This is a genomic window from Nocardia brasiliensis IFM 10847, assembly GCF_000710915.1.
In the GTDB taxonomy this organism is placed as follows: Bacteria; Actinomycetota; Actinomycetes; order Mycobacteriales; family Mycobacteriaceae; genus Nocardia; species Nocardia brasiliensis_A.
Genome location: NZ_BAUA01000119.1, coordinates 1 through 17,086, shown reverse-complemented (window position 1 = coordinate 17,086; position 17,086 = coordinate 1). Strand labels below are relative to the sequence as shown.

Here is a 17,086-nt window from a genome sequence, read left to right as displayed (position 1 = left end):
AACGGTCGGTATATCCGGGGTTCAGAAGTCGTGATGTGCCTTACACTGCCTGAATTGCTGTGACGTCGCCGGGTCGAGTCCGGCGTCAGGTGGCGGTATTCACCGCATCGGGTGCGCTTTTCGTGGAGATACGAGGATTCGTCGACGCCGAGGACTTGTGGCAATGAACGAGCGGAGCAAACGAGGTGCGGCGCTGACCGGCCACCTCCAACTGCTGCGGGACTGGTGGCGCGACGGCGTCGACTATCGCTGGGTGGTGAACGCGCTGGAGTCCCGCTCCGCGCTCGGGGTGGTGAAGATCGCGATCGGATTGTGCGGCCTGGCAACACCGTTCATCAGCGTGCTCACCGTGACCTCGCCGGCGGGCCCGGACACGCTCCTCGGCCGGACGGTGCTCTGGTGCATCGCGGCGCTGTCGGTCGTGTGGGTCGCGCGCTGGTGGTTTCTGCCCTGGCCGAACGTGTTGGAATCGCTGGTCCTCATCGCGGCGGGCGACGTGTGCGTCACGGTGGTCTGTCTGCTGAGCCCCGGTTACGTGGTGCGCTCGGTCGGCATGCTGCTCCTGCTGATCGTCGGCATCTATGTCAGCGCTTTCCACAGTCCGCGGCTGCTCGCTGTGCACACCGCGTGGTCGCTCGCCTCGGCCGTGGTGCTCGCCGTGCCGCTGTTCGGCGAGGGCGACCCGGCCTCGGCGGCCATCATGATCCTCGGCATGGTCGCGGCGACGGTGGTGGCGCCGGGCCTGCAGTTCTGTTACTGGGTGCTGCGCACCGACATGCTGTCCGATCCGCTGACGACGTTGCTCAGCAGGCGCGGTTTCGAATACCACTCCTCGCTGGTGGTCGCCCGTCCCGGCCCGGTTCCGGTCTGTGTCCTGATGGCCGACCTGGATCGGTTCAAGGTCGTCAACGACACCTTCGGACACCACGCGGGAGACAAGGTGCTGGTGTCGACCGCGGAACGGTTGCTGCACAACGCACCGGCGGACAGCATCGTGTCCCGGCTCGGCGGTGAGGAATTCGCGATCGTCGCGCGCCTGTCGCTGCCCGACGCGCTCGACGCCGCGGAGCGGTTGCGCGCCGCCCTCGCCGCGCCGATGGGATCGATCTCGGTGACCGCCAGCATCGGCCTGTCGATCGGCGAGGCGGACGTGGTCGGCTTCCACCGCACCCGCCGGCTGGTGCAGGATCTGATCCGCTGTGCGGACAGCGCGATGTATCAGGCGAAACAGCGGGGCGGCAACACCGTCGTGGTCGAGAACATCGCCGCGCTGTACGGCCTCGACACTCGCGACTCGGCGTGACGGACGCCGGGGGAGAATAGGACTGGGAAGATTCCCGGCGCCGGGGACCCGCAGGAGGGCAACCATGTCGAGCAACTATCAGCCACCCGCGGGCTGGTCACCGCCGGGCACGCAGTTCCAGACCCGCAGCGGCTTCGGGCGGACGCTGATCGGGTCGGTGGTCGGGTTGGTGGTGACGCCGATCGGGATCGGGTTGGCCGCGCACGGTGCACTGGACACCCGGCAGTGGGTGCTCCTGGGCACCGCCGCCGACCGGTGGGGTTCGAACTTCCAGATCATCGGCGGCGCGGTGCTGCTGTTCCTGGTCGCCGCGCTGGCCGCGTTCTCGCCGGTCGGTACGGCCATCGCGGGGCTGGTGTGGGGGTTGATCCCCGGCCTGCTGCAGATCCTGTTCCCGGAGGACACCTACCGGCAGATCGAGAATCTGCCGGAGCTGTCCGACGATTTCCATCTGGCCCTGCACAATTGGGTGCTGAACGGCTTCGCGCTGATCACCGGCATGTTCCTGATCGGCGCCGCGATCGCGGCCACCCTGCGGCGCAGGTAGATCCGGGCCGCGCGCCCACGATGTGGTGCGCGCGGCCCGGAGTCAACGGCTCAGCCCTTGACGCACAGCACCTGCCGTAGCGTCGCGACGACGTCGACCAGATCCCGCTGTGCGGCGATCACCTCGTCGATGTCCTTGTAGGCGGCCGGGATCTCGTCCACCACACCGGCGTCCTTGCGGGACTCGACGCCCTCGGTCTGCGCGACCAGGTCGGCGACGGTGAACTGCTTCTTCGCCGCGTTCCGGCTCATCCGCCGACCCGCGCCGTGCGAGGCCGACTGGAACGAGGCCGGGTTTCCCTTGCCGCGCACCACATATGAGCGGGTGCCCATCGAACCCGGGATCAGCGCGAGATCGCCCGCGCCGGCCCGCACCGCACCCTTACGGGTCACCAGCATCGGAACGCCGTCGATGAGTTCCTCCGCCACGTAGTTGTGGTGGCAGGAGATCGGCTGCTCGAAACGTACTTCGCGCGCGGCGAATTCGTCCCGTACCGCCCGGCAGACCAGGGCGAGCATCACCGCGCGATTACGCGCGGCGTATTCCTGCGCCCAGGTCAGGTCGCGCCGGTAGGCCGCCATTTCCGGTGTGCCGGAAAGAAACACCGCCAGATCGCGATCGGGCAGGTCGACGTTGTGCGGCAGCGTGCGCGCGACGGCCATGTGCCGTTCGGCGAGTTCCTTGCCGATGTTGCGGCTGCCCGAATGCAGCAGGATCCACACCGCGTCGTCCTGGTCGAGGCAGATCTCGATGAAGTGGTTGCCGCCGCCCAGCGTGCCCATCTGCTTGTGCGCCTTGGACTCTCGTGCCCGCACGCCTTCGTCCAGCGAGGCGAACGAACCCCAGAAGCGATCCCAGCCCGTGCGCAGGGTCGCGGTGCTCGCACCCGACGCGGTGACTTCGGCGCCGAGCTCGGCCACGTTGACCGCATCGTCGTGCGCGGAGAAGCCCACCGGCACGGCCGCCTCGATCCGCGACCGCAGCGACCGCAGGTCGTCGGGCAGGTCGGCGGCGGTGAGGTCGGTCTTGACGCTCTCCATGCCACAGCCGATGTCCACACCGACCGCGGCGGGGGACACCGCGTCCTTCATCGCGATCACCGAACCGACCGTCGCGCCTTTGCCGAGGTGCACGTCCGGCATCACGCGGACGCCGTGGACCCAGCGCAGCGCGGCGATATTCCGCAGCTGTTGCAGCGCCGCCTGTTCGACGGCGTGCTCCTCGGCCCACATCAGCGTCTGCGCCCGGGTACCGCGCAGCTCGACGGGAAACATCGGTTCGATCCTCTCGTTGTAGTTACTGCTCAACGGTAGGGATCAGGTCTGCGCAGTGCACTCGATTAAATGCCGGTTCACCGCGCCGGTGTGCTCGGGTACGCCGCCTCGGCGTTGCTGTGGGCGATGCCTGCGGCGAGGCGTTCGGCGTCGGTGGTGGTGATCACGTCGTCGGCGATCCACTCGTCCAGGAGCCGCCCGAGGCCGCGCCGCCACCAGAGCGCGCCGAGATAGTGCAGCTCCGGTAGTCCGTAGCCGTCCGAGGAGTAGCACAGCGACCGGAACGGTGCCAGCTCCAGGGCTTCGGCCAGCACCGCCTGAGCGCGGTGCCCCACGTACGGCACGGTGAGCCCGACATCCATCCGGACATGGGTGAACGCGTGCGCCAGGTACGCGGCGTTGCGATGGAACGGCCAGCAGTGCAACAGCATCACCGTCAGGCCGGTGTCCGCGGTCTTGCGCAGAAAGTCGGTGAGCAACAACGGATCGGCCCGGTGCAGCCGCAGATCGGTATCGCCGAAGCCGGTGTGGAACTGCAGTGGCAGACCGTATTCGGCGCCGATCCGCGCGCCGAGACAGACCAGCCAGCCGAGCAGGTCGGGGTCGGCGAGCCTGCGTTCGGGCAGGACCGCGCGCGGCGGCCGATCCCGCAGCGGGAAGTCCAGGCCACACCGATAGGCCACGACGGTCTTGAGCCCCACCGCGTCGCGCGCCCGCGCCCGCAGCCGCGATTCGATCTGCTCGAAGACCTTCCGGCCCGCACCGACCTCGGCGATCACCTGCTCCGCGACCTGTTCGATGCGCACGATCTCGCGCACCTCGCCGTCGGTGAGCGCGCCGAAATCCGCTGTGCCGCCACCGTATCCGGTGTCGAGGAACCAGCTGGTCGTCCCGGTCGCGCGGAGCAGACGGACCGCGGTCTCGCGCCAGCCCAGCTCGGCCCGATGGGACAGGTAGGCATCCGCGCCCACATGCGGCGGCAGGTCGAGGGCCGGTGCGCACCAGCGGCGGACGGCGAGCCCGATGGTGGAATCGAAGGTGCCGGTCGGCCCTTCGCTGAGCAATTGCTCGAAACCGGGCCGATCGAGATCGGCGGGCACCACGCCGTGGCAGTGGTGATCGGTCAGGGTGAGTCCGTCGGTCAGCACGTCAGAACCGCCAACGGGTCAGTGCGACAAGCTCTTCCGGGCTGGTGTCGCGGTAGCGCGCTGCTTCGGCGCGGCGCACGGTGAGCAGGGCGTCGTGCAGTTCGGGGCCCATCGCGTCGGCGAGCACCGTGGAATCGGCCAAACGCTCGGCGGCTTCGCCGGAGTTGGTCGGCAACCGCCGTACGCCGGCGATCATCAAGCGTTCGGCGTCGAAATCCACCGGGTCGCCGGTGATCTCGGCGGGCAGCCGCAGCCCCTCGGCGATCCCGGCCAGCCCGGCCGCGATGATCGACCCCACGATCAGATACGGATTCCCGGTCGCGTCGAAGCATTTGACCTCGGCGTTGGCCGCCCACTCTTCGGTCCCGCGCACTCCGGTGACGAAACGCAGTGCCGCTTCGCGGGTCTCCCGGCCCCAGCACTGCCAGGCCCCAGCCCAGCGGGACGGCACCAGGCGCAGGAAACTGGCCGGATTACCCGCGCCGACCGCGACCAATGCGGGCAGTTCCCGAAGGATTCCGGCGAGGAAGGCCTCGCCGTTCGCGCGCATGCCGTAGGGGCCCTCGCCGGTGGCGAACAGCGGACCGTCGTCGTCCAGCGCCGAAAAGTGCAGGTGCGCACCGGAACCGGCACCGGCGGGATCGATACAGGGGGCGAGTTGGGCGCGCCAGCCGTACTGCGTGCTCACCTGCCGGATGGTGTGCCGCACCAGGATCGCGTCGTCGGCGGCGCCGACCGGGTCGCAGGGCTGCACCGACAGTTCCAGTTGGCCGGGTGCGTACTCGGGATGGAACTGCTCCACGAGGATGCCTTGCCGTTCCAGCACCGCGACGAGTTCGCGCGCGTAGTCGGCGACCTGCCCGAGCCGCACCAGGCCGTAGGCGGGCCCGTGGATGGCGGGGGTGAACTCGGTGGTGTCCTGGCCGACGGACCACTCGGTCTCGAACGCCAGGGACAGCCGCAGCCCCGCCGCGCGGGCCGCGGCGGCCTGACGCGTGGCGAACCCGCGCTGGCAGGCCACGAACGCCGTGCCGTCCTGGGTGTATTTGTCGGCGGGCGCCCAGGCCCAGCCGGGTTGGCAGGCGAGTTCGGTGAGCACGGACAGATCCGGGACCAGCCGCAGGTCGCCGTCCGGGCCGCCCAGATATTCGCCGACCGTCATCAGGTCGTCGAACGCGAAGGTTTCGAAGCAGGGCGAGACCCCGACGCCGAACCGCGCCGCCTGCGCGAGCCGGCGCATCGGCACGGTTTTCACCCTGGTGATCCCGGCATTGTCGACGAAGGTGAGGGCGACGATATCGGCGTCCACCCTGCCGATCAGTGCCTCGTGGTCGTCCTCGGACGGTATGCGCTCCGGCATGGTCGGCATGAACGTCAACGATAGCCCGCGGGTCCGGCCGGGGGAATAACCCGACGGGTCGAACCCGGTGTCGCCCAGGGGATTCGCGTGCGGCCGCGGGCCGTTCCGGCGGTCGTCGGCCGGGCACGATCCACCGTTCGCCGGGTCGCCCGTCGACCGGGTGTGTTTCGGCTACTCGGCGACGAGCGCCCCGGTGATCTCCGCCGCGGTGGGGATGGAGGTGCTGGCGCCGAGTTTGGTGGTGGCCAGGGCGCCCGCGGTGACCGCCCAGTTCAGCGCCCATCGGGGGCCGCGGTGCCAGGCCGCGGCGAGCGCGCCGGTGAAGGTGTCGCCCGCGCCGGTGGTGTCGACGACCTCGACGTGCGGGCTGGGCTCGGTGATCTCGCTGTTCGGCCCGCGGTAGACCGCGCCCTCGCCGCCACGGGTGATCACCACGTGCGCCACCGGGTCCAGCTCGGCGCCGAGTTGCTCGGCTTCACCCGAATTGACCACTGCCACATCGATATTCGCCCAGAGCTCGGCGGGGAGCGGTTGCGCCGGTGAGGGGTTGAGCAGCACCGTCGTGCCGTTCGTCCTGGCATGCCGGGCCGCCGCGGCGACCGTCTCGATCGGGATCTCCAACTGGCACAGCAGGATATCGGCGTCGGCGATGACCGCGAGGTCTTCGTCGGTCAGCTCGGTCAACCGGGCGTTCGCCCCGCCCACCACGATGATGCTGTTCTCGCCGCCGTCGTCCACCACGATCGCGGCGACCCCGCTCGGGCCGGCCACGGTACGCAGCCGATCCACGTTCACGGCGGCATCCGTCAGCGCTCGCCGCAGTTCGTCCGCGAACACGTCGTCACCGACCGCGCCCACGAACCGCACCGACCCACCTGCCCGCTGCGCCGCGATGGCCTGATTCGACCCCTTCCCGCCCGGCACCATCGCGAACCCCGTCCCGAGCACCGTCTCCCCGGGCACCGGCCGCCGCCGCGTCGTCGTCACCAGGTCCATGTTGATACTGCCGAGCACCGCGATCGAGGCAACGTCCGTCTTTTCGGCCATGCCGTCGAGGTTAGGCCCTGCCTCGGCCGTCGCGCCGAGTGGTGGGATTCGCCCTGAGCCGGGTCAGTAGGCTGTAGCCATGACGGTAGAAACGGCGTCCGACGTGGATGTCCGCGAGGCGGTGCACGAGGCCGCGCGCAAGGCTCGGGTCGCGTCGCGGGTGCTCGCCCAGCTGACCACGGCGCAGAAGAACGAGGCGCTGCACGCGGCCGCCGACGCACTGCTCGCGGCGGCCGACACCGTCCTCGATGCCAACGCCGAGGACCTGATGGCGGCGAAATCCGCGGGCACCGAGGATTCGCTGCTGGACCGGTTGCGGTTGACGAAGTCCCGGATCGACGGCATCGCCTCCGGGCTGCGCCAGGTGGCGGGGCTGCCCGACCCGGTCGGGACCGTGGTGCGCGGCTCGGTGCTGCCCAACGGTCTGGAGACCAGGCAGGTCCGGGTGCCGCTCGGGGTGGTCGGCATGGTCTACGAGGCCAGGCCGAACGTGACGGTGGACGCCTTCGGGCTCACCCTCAAGTCCGGCAACGCGGCGCTGCTGCGCGGCTCGTCCTCGGCGGCGCACTCCAATGCCGCGCTGGTCACCGTGCTGCGGGACGCGCTTGTCGCACAGGATCTTCCGGCCGACGCCGTGCAGCTGCTGCCCAGCGCGGACCGGTCCAGCGTCACTCACCTCATCCAGGCCCGCGGCCTGGTGGACGTGGTCATTCCGCGTGGCGGCGCGGGCCTGATCAACGCCGTGGTCCGGGACGCGCAGGTGCCGACCATCGAGACCGGCACCGGTAACTGCCACGTCTACGTGCACGCCGCCGCCGACCTGGACATGGCCGAGCAGATCCTGCTCAACGCCAAGACCCGCCGGCCGAGCGTCTGCAATGCCGCCGAGACCGTCCTCATCGACGACGCCATCGCCACCACCGCGGTGCCGAAGCTGATCGAGGCGCTGGAGCGGCACGGCGTCACCGTGCACGGCGACCTGCCCGGGTTGGTGCCGGCGAACGACAAGGACTGGGGCGAGGAGTACCTCACCCTCGATATCGCGCTCAAGGTGGTGGACGGCCTGGACGCGGCCATCGACCACATCAACACCTGGGGCACCGGGCACACCGAGGCCATCGTCACCGGCGAGATCGCCGCGGCCCGCGAATTCACCAGCCGGGTCGACGCCGCGGCCGTGATGGTGAACGCGTCCACCGCGTTCACCGACGGCGAGCAGTTCGGCTTCGGCGCCGAAATCGGCATCTCGACCCAGAAGCTGCACGCCCGCGGCCCGATGGCACTACCGGAGCTGACCTCCACCAAGTGGATCGTGTGGGGCGAGGGCCAGATTCGGCCCGTATAAGTAGAGGGGCGAGCGGTCCGCATTCCGTTCGCCTCCGAAGGAAGGACTGCACGTGGCCCCCATTCCCGAGACGCCCCAGGAGCCGATCTTCACCTCGGTCGAGGATGTGATCGATCGGCTCGCCGAAACGGGCTATCTCGCCGACAAGGCCACGGCCACCTCGGTGTTCCTCGCCGACCGGCTGGGCAAACCGCTGCTCATCGAGGGTCCGGCGGGCGTCGGCAAGACCGAGCTGGCGCGCGCGGTCGCGCAGACTTCCGCCGCCGAACTGGTCCGCCTCCAGTGCTACGAAGGGGTCGACGAGGCCCGCGCGCTGTACGAGTGGAATCACGCCAAGCAGATCCTGCGTATCCAGGCGTCCAGCGAAAACGACTGGGAAGAAACGAAAGCCGACGTTTTCACCGAGGAGTTCCTGCTGTCGCGGCCGTTGCTCACCGCGATCCGCCGCAGTGAGCCCACCGTGCTGCTGATCGATGAGACCGACAAGGCCGATGTCGAGATCGAGGGCCTGCTGCTCGAGGTGCTCAGCGATTTCGCGGTGACCGTGCCGGAACTGGGCACCATCACCGCGAGCCGCAAGCCGTTCGTGGTGCTCACCTCCAACGCCACCCGCGAACTGTCCGAGGCGCTCAAGCGGCGCTGCCTGTACCTGCACCTGGATTTCCCGGACGAGGAACTGGAACGCCGCATCCTGGCCAGCCGGGTGCCGGAGCTGTCCGCCGCCGTCGCCGCCCAGCTGGTGCGGATCGTGCACGTGCTGCGCGGCATGCAACTGAAGAAGCTGCCCTCGGTCGCCGAATCGATCGACTGGGGCCGCACGCTGCTCGCGCTCGGCCTGCACGATCTGGACGACACCACGGTGCGCGCCACGCTCGGCGTGGTGCTCAAACACCAGAGTGATCACCAGCGTGCGCTGGCCGAGCTGAAGCTGGCCTGACCGATGCCCGCGCGATCGCTGCCCGCGCCGGAACCGGAGTTGCACGCGCCGCACGGACTGCCCGGCCACCTGGTCGGGTTCGTCGAGGCGCTGCGCGAGCGCGGCATCCCGGTGGGTCCGTCGGAGACGGTGGACGCGGGCCGCGTGGTCACCGTGCTCGACCTGCTCGACCGTGACGTGCTGCGCGAAGGTCTCGCCTGCGCCCTACTGCGCCGGACCACGCACCGCGCGACGTTCGACGGCTTGTTCGATCTGTGGTTTCCAGTGGCGCTGGGGGAGCGCACCGCCGCGCGGGACGAGGTGGAGATCCCGCGCAACGCGGCGGGCGAGGTGGATATCGCGGCGCTGCGCGAATTGCTCGCGCAGTTGCTGACCGAGGAATCGGCCGAGGCACGACTCGAAGCACTCGCCGCCCAGCTCGTCGATCAACTCGGTCAGTACCAGTCGGCCAGCGGTTCCTCGTTCTCGGCCTATCAAGCCCTGAAAGACGTTCAGCCGCAGACCTTGCTGGCCAAGATCCTGGCCGGGCTCGCGGCCGGGCCGGACGTCAGCGCGTTCGACACCGAGATCGCCCGGCGCACCGCCCGCGGGCGCATCGACGGGTTCCGCGCGTCGGTGGAGGCCGAGACCCGGCGGCGGGTGGCCGAGCGGATCGGTCGCGAGCGCGTCGCCAGTTATGGCGTCGCACGGCAATCCGAGGATGTCGACTTCCTGCGCGCCTCCGAATCCGAACTCGCCGAGATGCGGCGCAGCACGCAGCGGCTGGCTCGCGTTCTCGCCTCGCGACTCGCGGTGCGGCGCAGGCATTCCCGGCGCGGCGAGATCGATCTGCGCAAGACGCTGCGCAAGTCGATGTCCACCGGCGGCGTCCCGATCGATCTGGTGAACCGCAAGCCGCGCCCCGGTCGACCGGAGTTGGTGCTGCTGTGTGATGTGTCCGGCTCGGTGGCCGGCTTCAGCAATTTCACCCTGCTGCTGGTCAGCGCGTTGCGTGAACAGTTTTCGCGGGTAAGGATTTTCGCGTTCGTCGATCAGACCGACGAGGTGACCCGGTTCTTCGATCCGCGCACCCAGCTGGACAAGGCGATGGCGCGGATCTTCACCGAGGCCGGCGTAGTCGGCATGGACGGGCATTCCGACTACGGCAACGCGCTCGCCAGCTTCGCCAGGAACTACCCCGACGCGGTCACCGCGCGCAGTTCGCTGCTGATCCTCGGCGACGCACGCACCAACTACCGCGATCCCGACCTGGAGACGCTGCGGTCGCTCGTGCGCACCGCCAAGCACGCGCACTGGCTCAATCCGGAGATGCGCACCAACTGGGGTTCGGGCGATTCGGCCGCCGATAAGTACCAGGATGTCATCGAGATGCACGAATGCCGCTCGGCCCGGCAGTTGACCGCGGTGGTATCGCGCCTGCTCCCGGTGTAACGATCGGCCGCCATCAGCGATCGTTAAGAGAACCATTGGGCCGTTCGGGCAGGATCGCCAGCCATGGTGGAAAGAACGCCGAACGGGGCGGCGGCGGTGGCGGACAGTTATGCGTTCCAGGTGGATCTACGGGGGATCGTCGATTTACTGTCGCACCACTTGTACTCGAGCCCGCGCGTCTATCTGCGCGAGCTGCTGCAGAACGCGGTGGACGCCGTCACGGCGCGGGCCGCGCGAGACCGGCTGGCGCCCACCGCGATTCGGATCGGTGTGGACGAGCGCGGCCTGCGGATCGCCGATCCCGGGGTGGGGCTCACCGAGGCGGACGTGCACCGCTTCCTGGCCACCATCGGCCGCTCCTCGAAGCGGGACGAGATCGAGGGCGCGCGCCGCGAGTTCCTCGGGCAGTTCGGGATCGGCCTGCTGGCCTGCTTCACGGTGGCCGAGACGATCCAGGTGGTCACCCGCTCCGCCGCGGACCCCGCCGCCCCGCCGGTCGAATGGCTGGCCGCCGCCGACGGCACCTACTCGGTGCGCGTGCTGGAGCCGAAGGCCTATCCCGAGCCGGGCACGACGGTGCGGCTCACCCCGCGGGCGGGCGCCGAGTCGTGGTTCGCGCCGCGCCGGGTGATCGAGCTCGCCCGCGAATTCGGTTCGCTGCTGCCGTATGCGGTGACGGTCGAGTCCGACGGCATCATCGTGCCGGTCACCGACGGGCCCGCGGTGTGGCATCGCGACTATCCGTCCCAGGCCGAGCGCCGGGCGGCGCTGCTCGAATTCGGTGAGCGCACACTCGGTTTCGCGCCGCTGGACGTGATCGACCTGGACGCGGAGCTCGCGGGGGTCACCGGTGTCGCGTATGTCCTTGCCCAGCCGGGCAATCCGGCCGAGAGCAGCGCGCACCGGGTCTACCTGAAGGGCATGCTGCTCGGTGACGCCGTCCGCGGCCTGCTGCCGGACTGGGCGTTCTTCGTGCGCTGCGTGATCGACACCGACTCGTTGCGACCGACCGCCTCTCGCGAAGGGCTCTACGAGGACGAGCGGCTCGCCATCATCCGCGAGGTGCTCGGCGATCGGGTGCGCGACTGGCTCACCGAGATCGCCGCCGAGCAGCCGCAACGCCTGGCCGCGTTCCTCGCGGTGCACGCGCTCGGGGTCAAGGCGATGGCCCGGCATTCGCCCGAACTGTTCCGGATCATGCTGCCGCACTTGCACTTCGAGACCACCGACGGCCGGGTACCGCTCGCCGACTTCGCGCGTAACCACCCGGTCATCCGGATCACCTCGACGGTGGAAGAGTTCCGTCAGGTGGCCTCGACCGCGGCCGCGCAGGGCATCGGCATCGTCAACGGCGGCTACGCCTACGACCGGGAACTGGTGGCGTTGCTACCGCGACTACTACCCGATGTGGAGGTGGTCGACCTCGACGTGAACACCCTTACGGCAGCGCTCGATCCGGTCGACCCCGCCGAGGAACTGGCCTTGACCCCGGTTCTGACCACGGCCCGCGCGGTGCTCGATCCCCTGTCCTGCGACGTGATTCTGCGTGCCTTCCATCCGCTTTCGGTACCCGCGCTGTACCTGGACGGCCGGGCCGCGCGCAACGAGCGCACCAGGGCCGAGACCGCGCTCGGCGCGGACGAGCTGTGGTCGGAGATCCTCGGTGCGCTCGATGCGGCCGCACCGCGTGCTCAGCTCGTGCTGAACCACCACAGCCCGATCGTGCGCAGGCTGTCCCGGATCAGCGACTCCGCGTTCCTGAAGACCGCGGTGGAATCGCTGTACGGCCAGGCCCTGCTGATGACCCACCGCCCGCTGCGGCCCGCCGACACCGCGCTGCTCAACCGCGCCTTCGGCGAATTCCTCAGCTGGGCAACGCGTCGTGCCACCGGCACCGGCGACGAGACGGAGTGAACGTGGACACCGCCGAGATCAAGGACGCGCTGGCGCAGGTCTATTCGTTGCCGCACGGTCGGCTTCGCGTCGAACGGCTGGAAATGCTTGCGGCAGCGGCCAAATCGGCCACCGACCGGCACCTCGAAGGACGGGTGCTGCTGGAGCTTGCCGAGTCCTACACCTATGCGAGCGAGCGCGACCTCGCGCCGGTCGCCTACGGCCGACTGCTGCAGATCTACGACCAGTACCCGGCCGAGCTGGGTCCGCTGACGTATTCGGTGCACTGGTACCTGAAATGGATGACCTGGGGGCTGATCGACAATCCGGCGATCCCGCTGCCGACCGTGCACCGCTGGTTCGAAGAGCTCGAAAATCGGTACCGGCAGCGCGGTTACAGTCTGCGACCGGTGCTCGCGCTGCGCGGTGAGCTGGCCCGCAAGCTCGGCGATGCCGAGCAGGGCGCCCGGCTGCACGAGCAGGCCATGGCCGCGCCCCGTGACGGCATGTCCGACTGCGAAGCCTGCGAACGCAACGAATGGGGTACCGGCAGTGCGGCTCTCGGCGACGACGAAGCCGCGCTCGCGCACTGGCAGTCGGTGCTCGACGGGGCGCACAGCTGTAGCGAGGAGCCGCATCGGGTGCTGGCGCAGGCGCTGTTGCCGCTGCTGCGCACCGGGCGCATCGCCGAGGCACGGGGTGCGCACCTCACGGGGTATCCGCTGGTGCGGCACAGCGACAGTCTGCGGCCGTCGGTGGCCCAGCACATCGAATTCTGCGCGCTCACCGGGAACGAGGGGCGCGGGCTGGAGATTCTCGCCGAGCACTCCCGCTGGCTCACCGAGCCCGGTGCGGACGTCGGCGCGCGGCTCGCGTTCATCACCGGCGTGAGCGTCCTGCTGCGCCGATTGCAAACCCTGGGCCTGGGCTATCTGCCCATCGGCAGCGGGACCGCGTATTCGCTGCTGGCCGAACTCGATACGGAGATCGCCGGCCTGTGCACCCGGTACGACCTGCGCAACGGCAACACCGCGGTGAGCACCCGGATCGCCGCGCGGTTGGCCGCGCAACCACTGGTGGAACGGCTGCCGCTCGGACTGCGCAGCAAGCAGCTCGAGGTGGTCAGCGTGCGTGCCGCGGTGGACGAGATCGCCGCCGCGGACTGCGTCGAACGCACGGTGGTCGCCGCGGAATGGGCGGGCAGCTCGGCCGACGACCGCCGGGCCGAAGCGCTGCGGCTCGCCGAACTCGGCACCGCGGAACTCGCCGCCGCGCCGGCCGCGGCCGAAGGGCATCTGCGCGAGGCGCTGGCGATCGGTGTCGCGGTCTTGCCCGCCGAGCATCTGGCCCGGCTCAGTTCCCAGCTCGTCATCGCCCTGGCCGGACAACACGGTCGCGAATTGGACCTGGCCGACGCGGCGGTGCGCGCGGGCGCGCGCTGGGAGGGATTGTCCGAACCGGATCTGCTGCATCACACGGTGATCGCGGCGCGGGCCTTCCACCGGGCGGCCCGGCACGGCGAGGCCGTCGCGCTGTTCGAGGAAGTCATGACGGCCGATGTGCCCTATCCGGCCGCCGAACTGGCCACCGTGCGCGCGCAGTTCGGCGCGTCACTGAAGGCGTTGCACCGGTACGAGGAGGCCGCGCGTCAGTTCGCCGAGGGCGCCCGGCTGGTGGAGCGTGATCCCGAACGGCGCGCGCTGCACGCCGAACTGGCCTGGTCCGCCGCGACGGCGCTGGACTATTGCGAACGCCCCGAGGAGGCGCTGGCGGCGTATCTGCGCGCCGCCGAACTGTTCGGGGAACTCGGCGAGGTGGTGTCTCGGACCCGGTGCGTGCGCTCGGCGGCCTGGTTGCAGCTGTGGGGCTACGGCGCCGAACCGGACCGGCCGTGGTTCCGGGCGATGCACGCCCTGATCGTGGAGCTCGAGCAGGCCGCCCCGAGCGCGGAGGTGAGCGACGAACTCGCGGAGACGCGCAGACAGCTGGACGAAATGCTGGACGGGGAAGCATCCGGCGAATAGCGCGGCTGCGGGCGGTTGCCCGCAGCCGCCGGTCCGCGGCTTACCGGCCCCGGCGACCGGCAGCCGACCGGTTAAGCTCGGCACTCATGCAAGAGACAGGCCGGCGCGGCCGCAAACTGGGTGTGATGGGCGGCACCTTCGACCCCATCCACCACGGTCACCTGGTCGCCGCCAGCGAGGTCGCCGACCGGTTCGACCTCGACGAGGTGATCTTCGTTCCCACCGGTCAGCCGTGGCAGAAGGCGGACAAACAGGTCAGCCCCGCCGAGGACCGTTACCTGATGACCGTGATCGCGACCGCCTCCAATCCGAGCTTCTCGGTCAGTCGCGCGGACATCGACCGGGAGAAAGTCACCTACACCGTCGACACCCTGCGCGAGATGCGCAGCAAGCATCCCGACGCCGAGCTGTTCTTCATCACCGGAGCGGATGCGCTGGCCAACATCCTGACATGGCAGGATTGGGCGGAACTGTTCGAACTGGCGAGGTTTGTCGGGGTGAGCCGTCCGGGGTATGAACTGAATACCGATCATCTCGAAGAGCATCTGCGCGACCTGCCGGCCGACGCGGTGACCATGATCGAAATCCCCGCGCTGGCGATCTCGTCGAGCGAATGCCGTCGCCGCGCCGCCGAGAACCGGCCGGTGTGGTACCTCGTCCCCGATGGCGTGGTGCAGTACATATCGAAGCGGCACCTGTACGAGGCCGCAGAAGCGGAAGGTAGCTGAGTGAAAATGCGTAGCGAGGGGCGGGCATGACGGCATCGGTCGAGTCGGTCGAGATCGCGCAGGTTGCTGCGCTGGCGGCGGACGAGAAGCTGGCCACCGACGTCGTGGTGCTCGACGTGTCGGAGCAGCTGGTGATCACCGACTGCTTCGTCATCGCCTCCGCGCCGAACGAGCGCCAGGTGAACGCCATCGTCGACAACGTCGAGGAGAAGCTGCGCGAAGCCGGGCACAAGCCGGTGCGGCGCGAAGGCACCAGGGAGGGGCGCTGGGCGCTGCTCGACTACGTCGACGTCGTGGTGCACATCCAGCACAACGACGAGCGCAATTTCTATGCGCTGGAACGGTTGTGGAAAGACTGCCCGGTGGTGCCGGTGGACGGCATCGGCGCGCCGGAGAACCGGCCCGCGGCGGTGAACGGTGACGCGGACAGCGACGCCGAGTGAACGAGGGGGAGTAGCCGGGTGGCAGTCGTGAACAAATATGCCAGCGTGCGCACGTTGATCCTGTTGCGCCACGGCCAGACCGAATGGAACGCCGCCGACCGGATGCAGGGGCAGATCGATACCGATCTCACCGAACTCGGTCGCAGGCAGGCGAAAGAGGCGGCGCGCGAACTCGTTTCCCGCAATGCCATCGCCATCGTCTCGTCGGATCTGCGGCGCGCCTTCGACACCGCGTCCGCGCTGGCCGAGCACACCGCGCTGGATGTGGTGCCCGATCAGCGGCTACGCGAAACCGATCTCGGTGACTGGGAAGGCCTGACGCATCTGGAGGTGGACGCCGATTACCCCGGCGCGCGCCTGGAATGGCGTCGTAACCCCGGCTTTCGGCCGCCCAACGGCGAGACCAAACTGGAGGTCGGCGCACGGGCGCTGCCGGTCGTGCGGGAATTACTCGTCGAGCGGCAGGACTGGCCGGGCCGGACTATCATCCTGGTGGCGCACGGCGGGCTGATCGCAGGCCTCACGGCCGCGCTGCTCGACCTGCCGCCAGCCAACTGGCCGGTCCTCGGTGGACTGGCCAATACCAGCTGGGTGCAGCTCAGCAGCCACGGTCCGAGCATCGACCAGCCCGGCTGGCGTCTCGACGTGTGGAACGCAGCTGCGAAGGTGGCCCCGGATGTCCTCTGAAGATCCGATTCGGCAGGTGCCGGACGAACTGTTCCGGAAAGCTTCGGCGAAACCGGAACGTTCGATCCCGGATGCGCTGTTCGGCCCGCCGCCGGTAGCCCCGGCCGCGGCGACCGAAACAGACTCCGACGGAACGGATTCGGGTGCGCAAGACGCGCAGGGAACCGCCGACGCGGACGACTCCGCCCGGCCCGCCAGTTCGGTGGACCCGCCCGCTGAAGTACGCGGCACCGCTGTCGGTTCGGTCGTGGCGGCCGAGCCCGACACGGGCACAGCGGAATCCGAGGATCTCGATGCTCCGGTCGCCGAGGTGGTCGGCGCGGCCGAGTTGATCGCCGAATCCGCGGCCGACGCCCTGGATGTGTCCGGGCAACCGCAGGCCGTGGCCGATTCGTCCGACGAGCGACCGGTGCTGCTGGTGATCGCCGATTCGCTGTCGTACTTCGGGCCCAAAGGCGGTCTGCCCGCGGATCATCCGCAGATCTGGCCCAATCTCGTCGGCGCCGAACTCGGCTGGGACGTCGAACTGGTCGGCCGGATCGGCTGGACCTGCCGAGACGCCTACTGGGCGTTGATCGGTGACCCGCGCGTGTGGGCGGCCGTGCCGCGCGCGCATGCGGTGGTCTTCGCGGTCGGCGGGATGGACTCGCTGCCCTCGCCGCTGCCGACCGCGCTGCGCGAACTGATCCGGTACGTGCGCCCGTCCGGCGTGCGCCGCGGGGTCCGCGCGACTTACAACTGGCTGCAGCCCAAACTCTCGAAACTCGGTCGCCCCGTGGCACTTCCGCCGAAGGTGAGTGTCGACTACCTGGAGCAGTCGCGCGAAGCGCTGGCTCAGCTGCGACCCGACCTGCCGTTCGTCGCGGTGCTGCCGTCGGTGCACGACTGCGCGGCCTACGGACGCGTACACACCGGGCGC

Annotated in this window: 15 protein-coding genes; 11 read left to right on the top strand and 4 right to left on the bottom strand. The window is 69.5% G+C overall.

Annotated features, from left to right (window positions below):
* Positions 1-163: 163 nt before the first annotated feature.
* Both NBRGI_RS25720 and NBRGI_RS25715 read left to right on the top strand, forming a co-directional pair.
* Positions 164-1,303, top strand: coding sequence for a GGDEF domain-containing protein (locus tag NBRGI_RS25720; RefSeq protein ID WP_029899783.1), 1,140 nt, complete (start codon positions 164-166; stop codon positions 1,301-1,303).
* A gap of 64 nt (positions 1,304-1,367) precedes the next feature.
* Positions 1,368-1,850 (top strand): hypothetical protein, encoded by a 483-nt coding sequence (locus tag NBRGI_RS25715; protein ID WP_029899782.1) that lies wholly within the window; start codon positions 1,368-1,370, stop codon positions 1,848-1,850.
* A 50-nt stretch (positions 1,851-1,900) separates the two neighbouring features.
* On the opposite strand, the gene NBRGI_RS25710 is transcribed toward NBRGI_RS25715, so the two are convergent.
* The 4 genes from NBRGI_RS25710 to NBRGI_RS25695 all read right to left on the bottom strand — a co-directional run bounded on the left by NBRGI_RS25710 (position 1,901) and on the right by NBRGI_RS25695 (position 6,679).
* Entirely contained in the window at positions 1,901-3,124 is a 1,224-nt protein-coding gene (locus NBRGI_RS25710) for an RtcB family protein (protein WP_029899781.1), read from the bottom strand.
* A 77-nt stretch (positions 3,125-3,201) separates the two neighbouring features.
* Positions 3,202-4,272 carry an amidohydrolase family protein gene (locus tag NBRGI_RS25705; protein ID WP_029899780.1) on the bottom strand — a complete coding sequence of 357 codons (1,071 nt, stop codon included), beginning with the start codon at positions 4,270-4,272 and terminating at the stop codon, positions 3,202-3,204.
* Between the two features lies 1 nt (position 4,273).
* Entirely contained in the window at positions 4,274-5,641 is a 1,368-nt protein-coding gene (locus tag NBRGI_RS25700) for a glutamine synthetase family protein (protein ID WP_029899779.1), read from the bottom strand.
* Between the two features lie 162 nt (positions 5,642-5,803).
* Positions 5,804-6,679 (bottom strand): ribokinase, encoded by an 876-nt coding sequence (locus NBRGI_RS25695; RefSeq protein ID WP_029899778.1) that lies wholly within the window; start codon positions 6,677-6,679, stop codon positions 5,804-5,806.
* Positions 6,680-6,758: 79 nt separating this feature from the next.
* Here NBRGI_RS25695 and NBRGI_RS25690 point away from each other — a divergent pair, with 79 nt between their 5' ends.
* From NBRGI_RS25690 to octT, 9 genes are all read left to right on the top strand, one after another.
* Positions 6,759-8,024, top strand: a complete 1,266-nt coding sequence (locus tag NBRGI_RS25690) for a glutamate-5-semialdehyde dehydrogenase (RefSeq protein WP_029899777.1) — start codon at positions 6,759-6,761, stop codon at positions 8,022-8,024.
* A gap of 52 nt (positions 8,025-8,076) precedes the next feature.
* Positions 8,077-8,961, top strand: coding sequence for an AAA family ATPase (locus tag NBRGI_RS25685; RefSeq protein WP_029899776.1), 885 nt, complete (start codon positions 8,077-8,079; stop codon positions 8,959-8,961).
* 3 nt (positions 8,962-8,964) lie between these two features.
* Positions 8,965-10,392, top strand: a complete 1,428-nt coding sequence (locus tag NBRGI_RS25680; protein WP_029899775.1) for a vWA domain-containing protein — start codon at positions 8,965-8,967, stop codon at positions 10,390-10,392.
* A gap of 63 nt (positions 10,393-10,455) precedes the next feature.
* Entirely contained in the window at positions 10,456-12,306 is a 1,851-nt protein-coding gene (locus NBRGI_RS25675; protein WP_029899774.1) for an HSP90 family protein, read from the top strand.
* A gap of 2 nt (positions 12,307-12,308) precedes the next feature.
* On the top strand, positions 12,309-14,309 hold the full coding sequence (locus NBRGI_RS25670; RefSeq protein WP_235211099.1) for a hypothetical protein: 2,001 nt from the start codon (positions 12,309-12,311) through the stop codon (positions 14,307-14,309).
* 86 nt (positions 14,310-14,395) lie between these two features.
* Positions 14,396-15,037, top strand: a complete 642-nt coding sequence (gene nadD / locus NBRGI_RS25665) for a nicotinate-nucleotide adenylyltransferase (RefSeq protein WP_014982670.1) — start codon at positions 14,396-14,398, stop codon at positions 15,035-15,037.
* A 26-nt stretch (positions 15,038-15,063) separates the two neighbouring features.
* Positions 15,064-15,480, top strand: a complete 417-nt coding sequence (gene rsfS / locus NBRGI_RS25660; protein WP_029899772.1) for a ribosome silencing factor — start codon at positions 15,064-15,066, stop codon at positions 15,478-15,480.
* A gap of 27 nt (positions 15,481-15,507) precedes the next feature.
* A complete protein-coding gene (locus NBRGI_RS25655; protein ID WP_051066532.1) occupies positions 15,508-16,167 on the top strand; it encodes a histidine phosphatase family protein in 660 nt (219 codons plus the stop codon).
* A 382-nt stretch (positions 16,168-16,549) separates the two neighbouring features.
* Positions 16,550-17,086: diglucosylglycerate octanoyltransferase (gene octT / locus NBRGI_RS25650; protein ID WP_029899771.1), on the top strand; the 537-nt coding region annotated here is incomplete at its 3' end.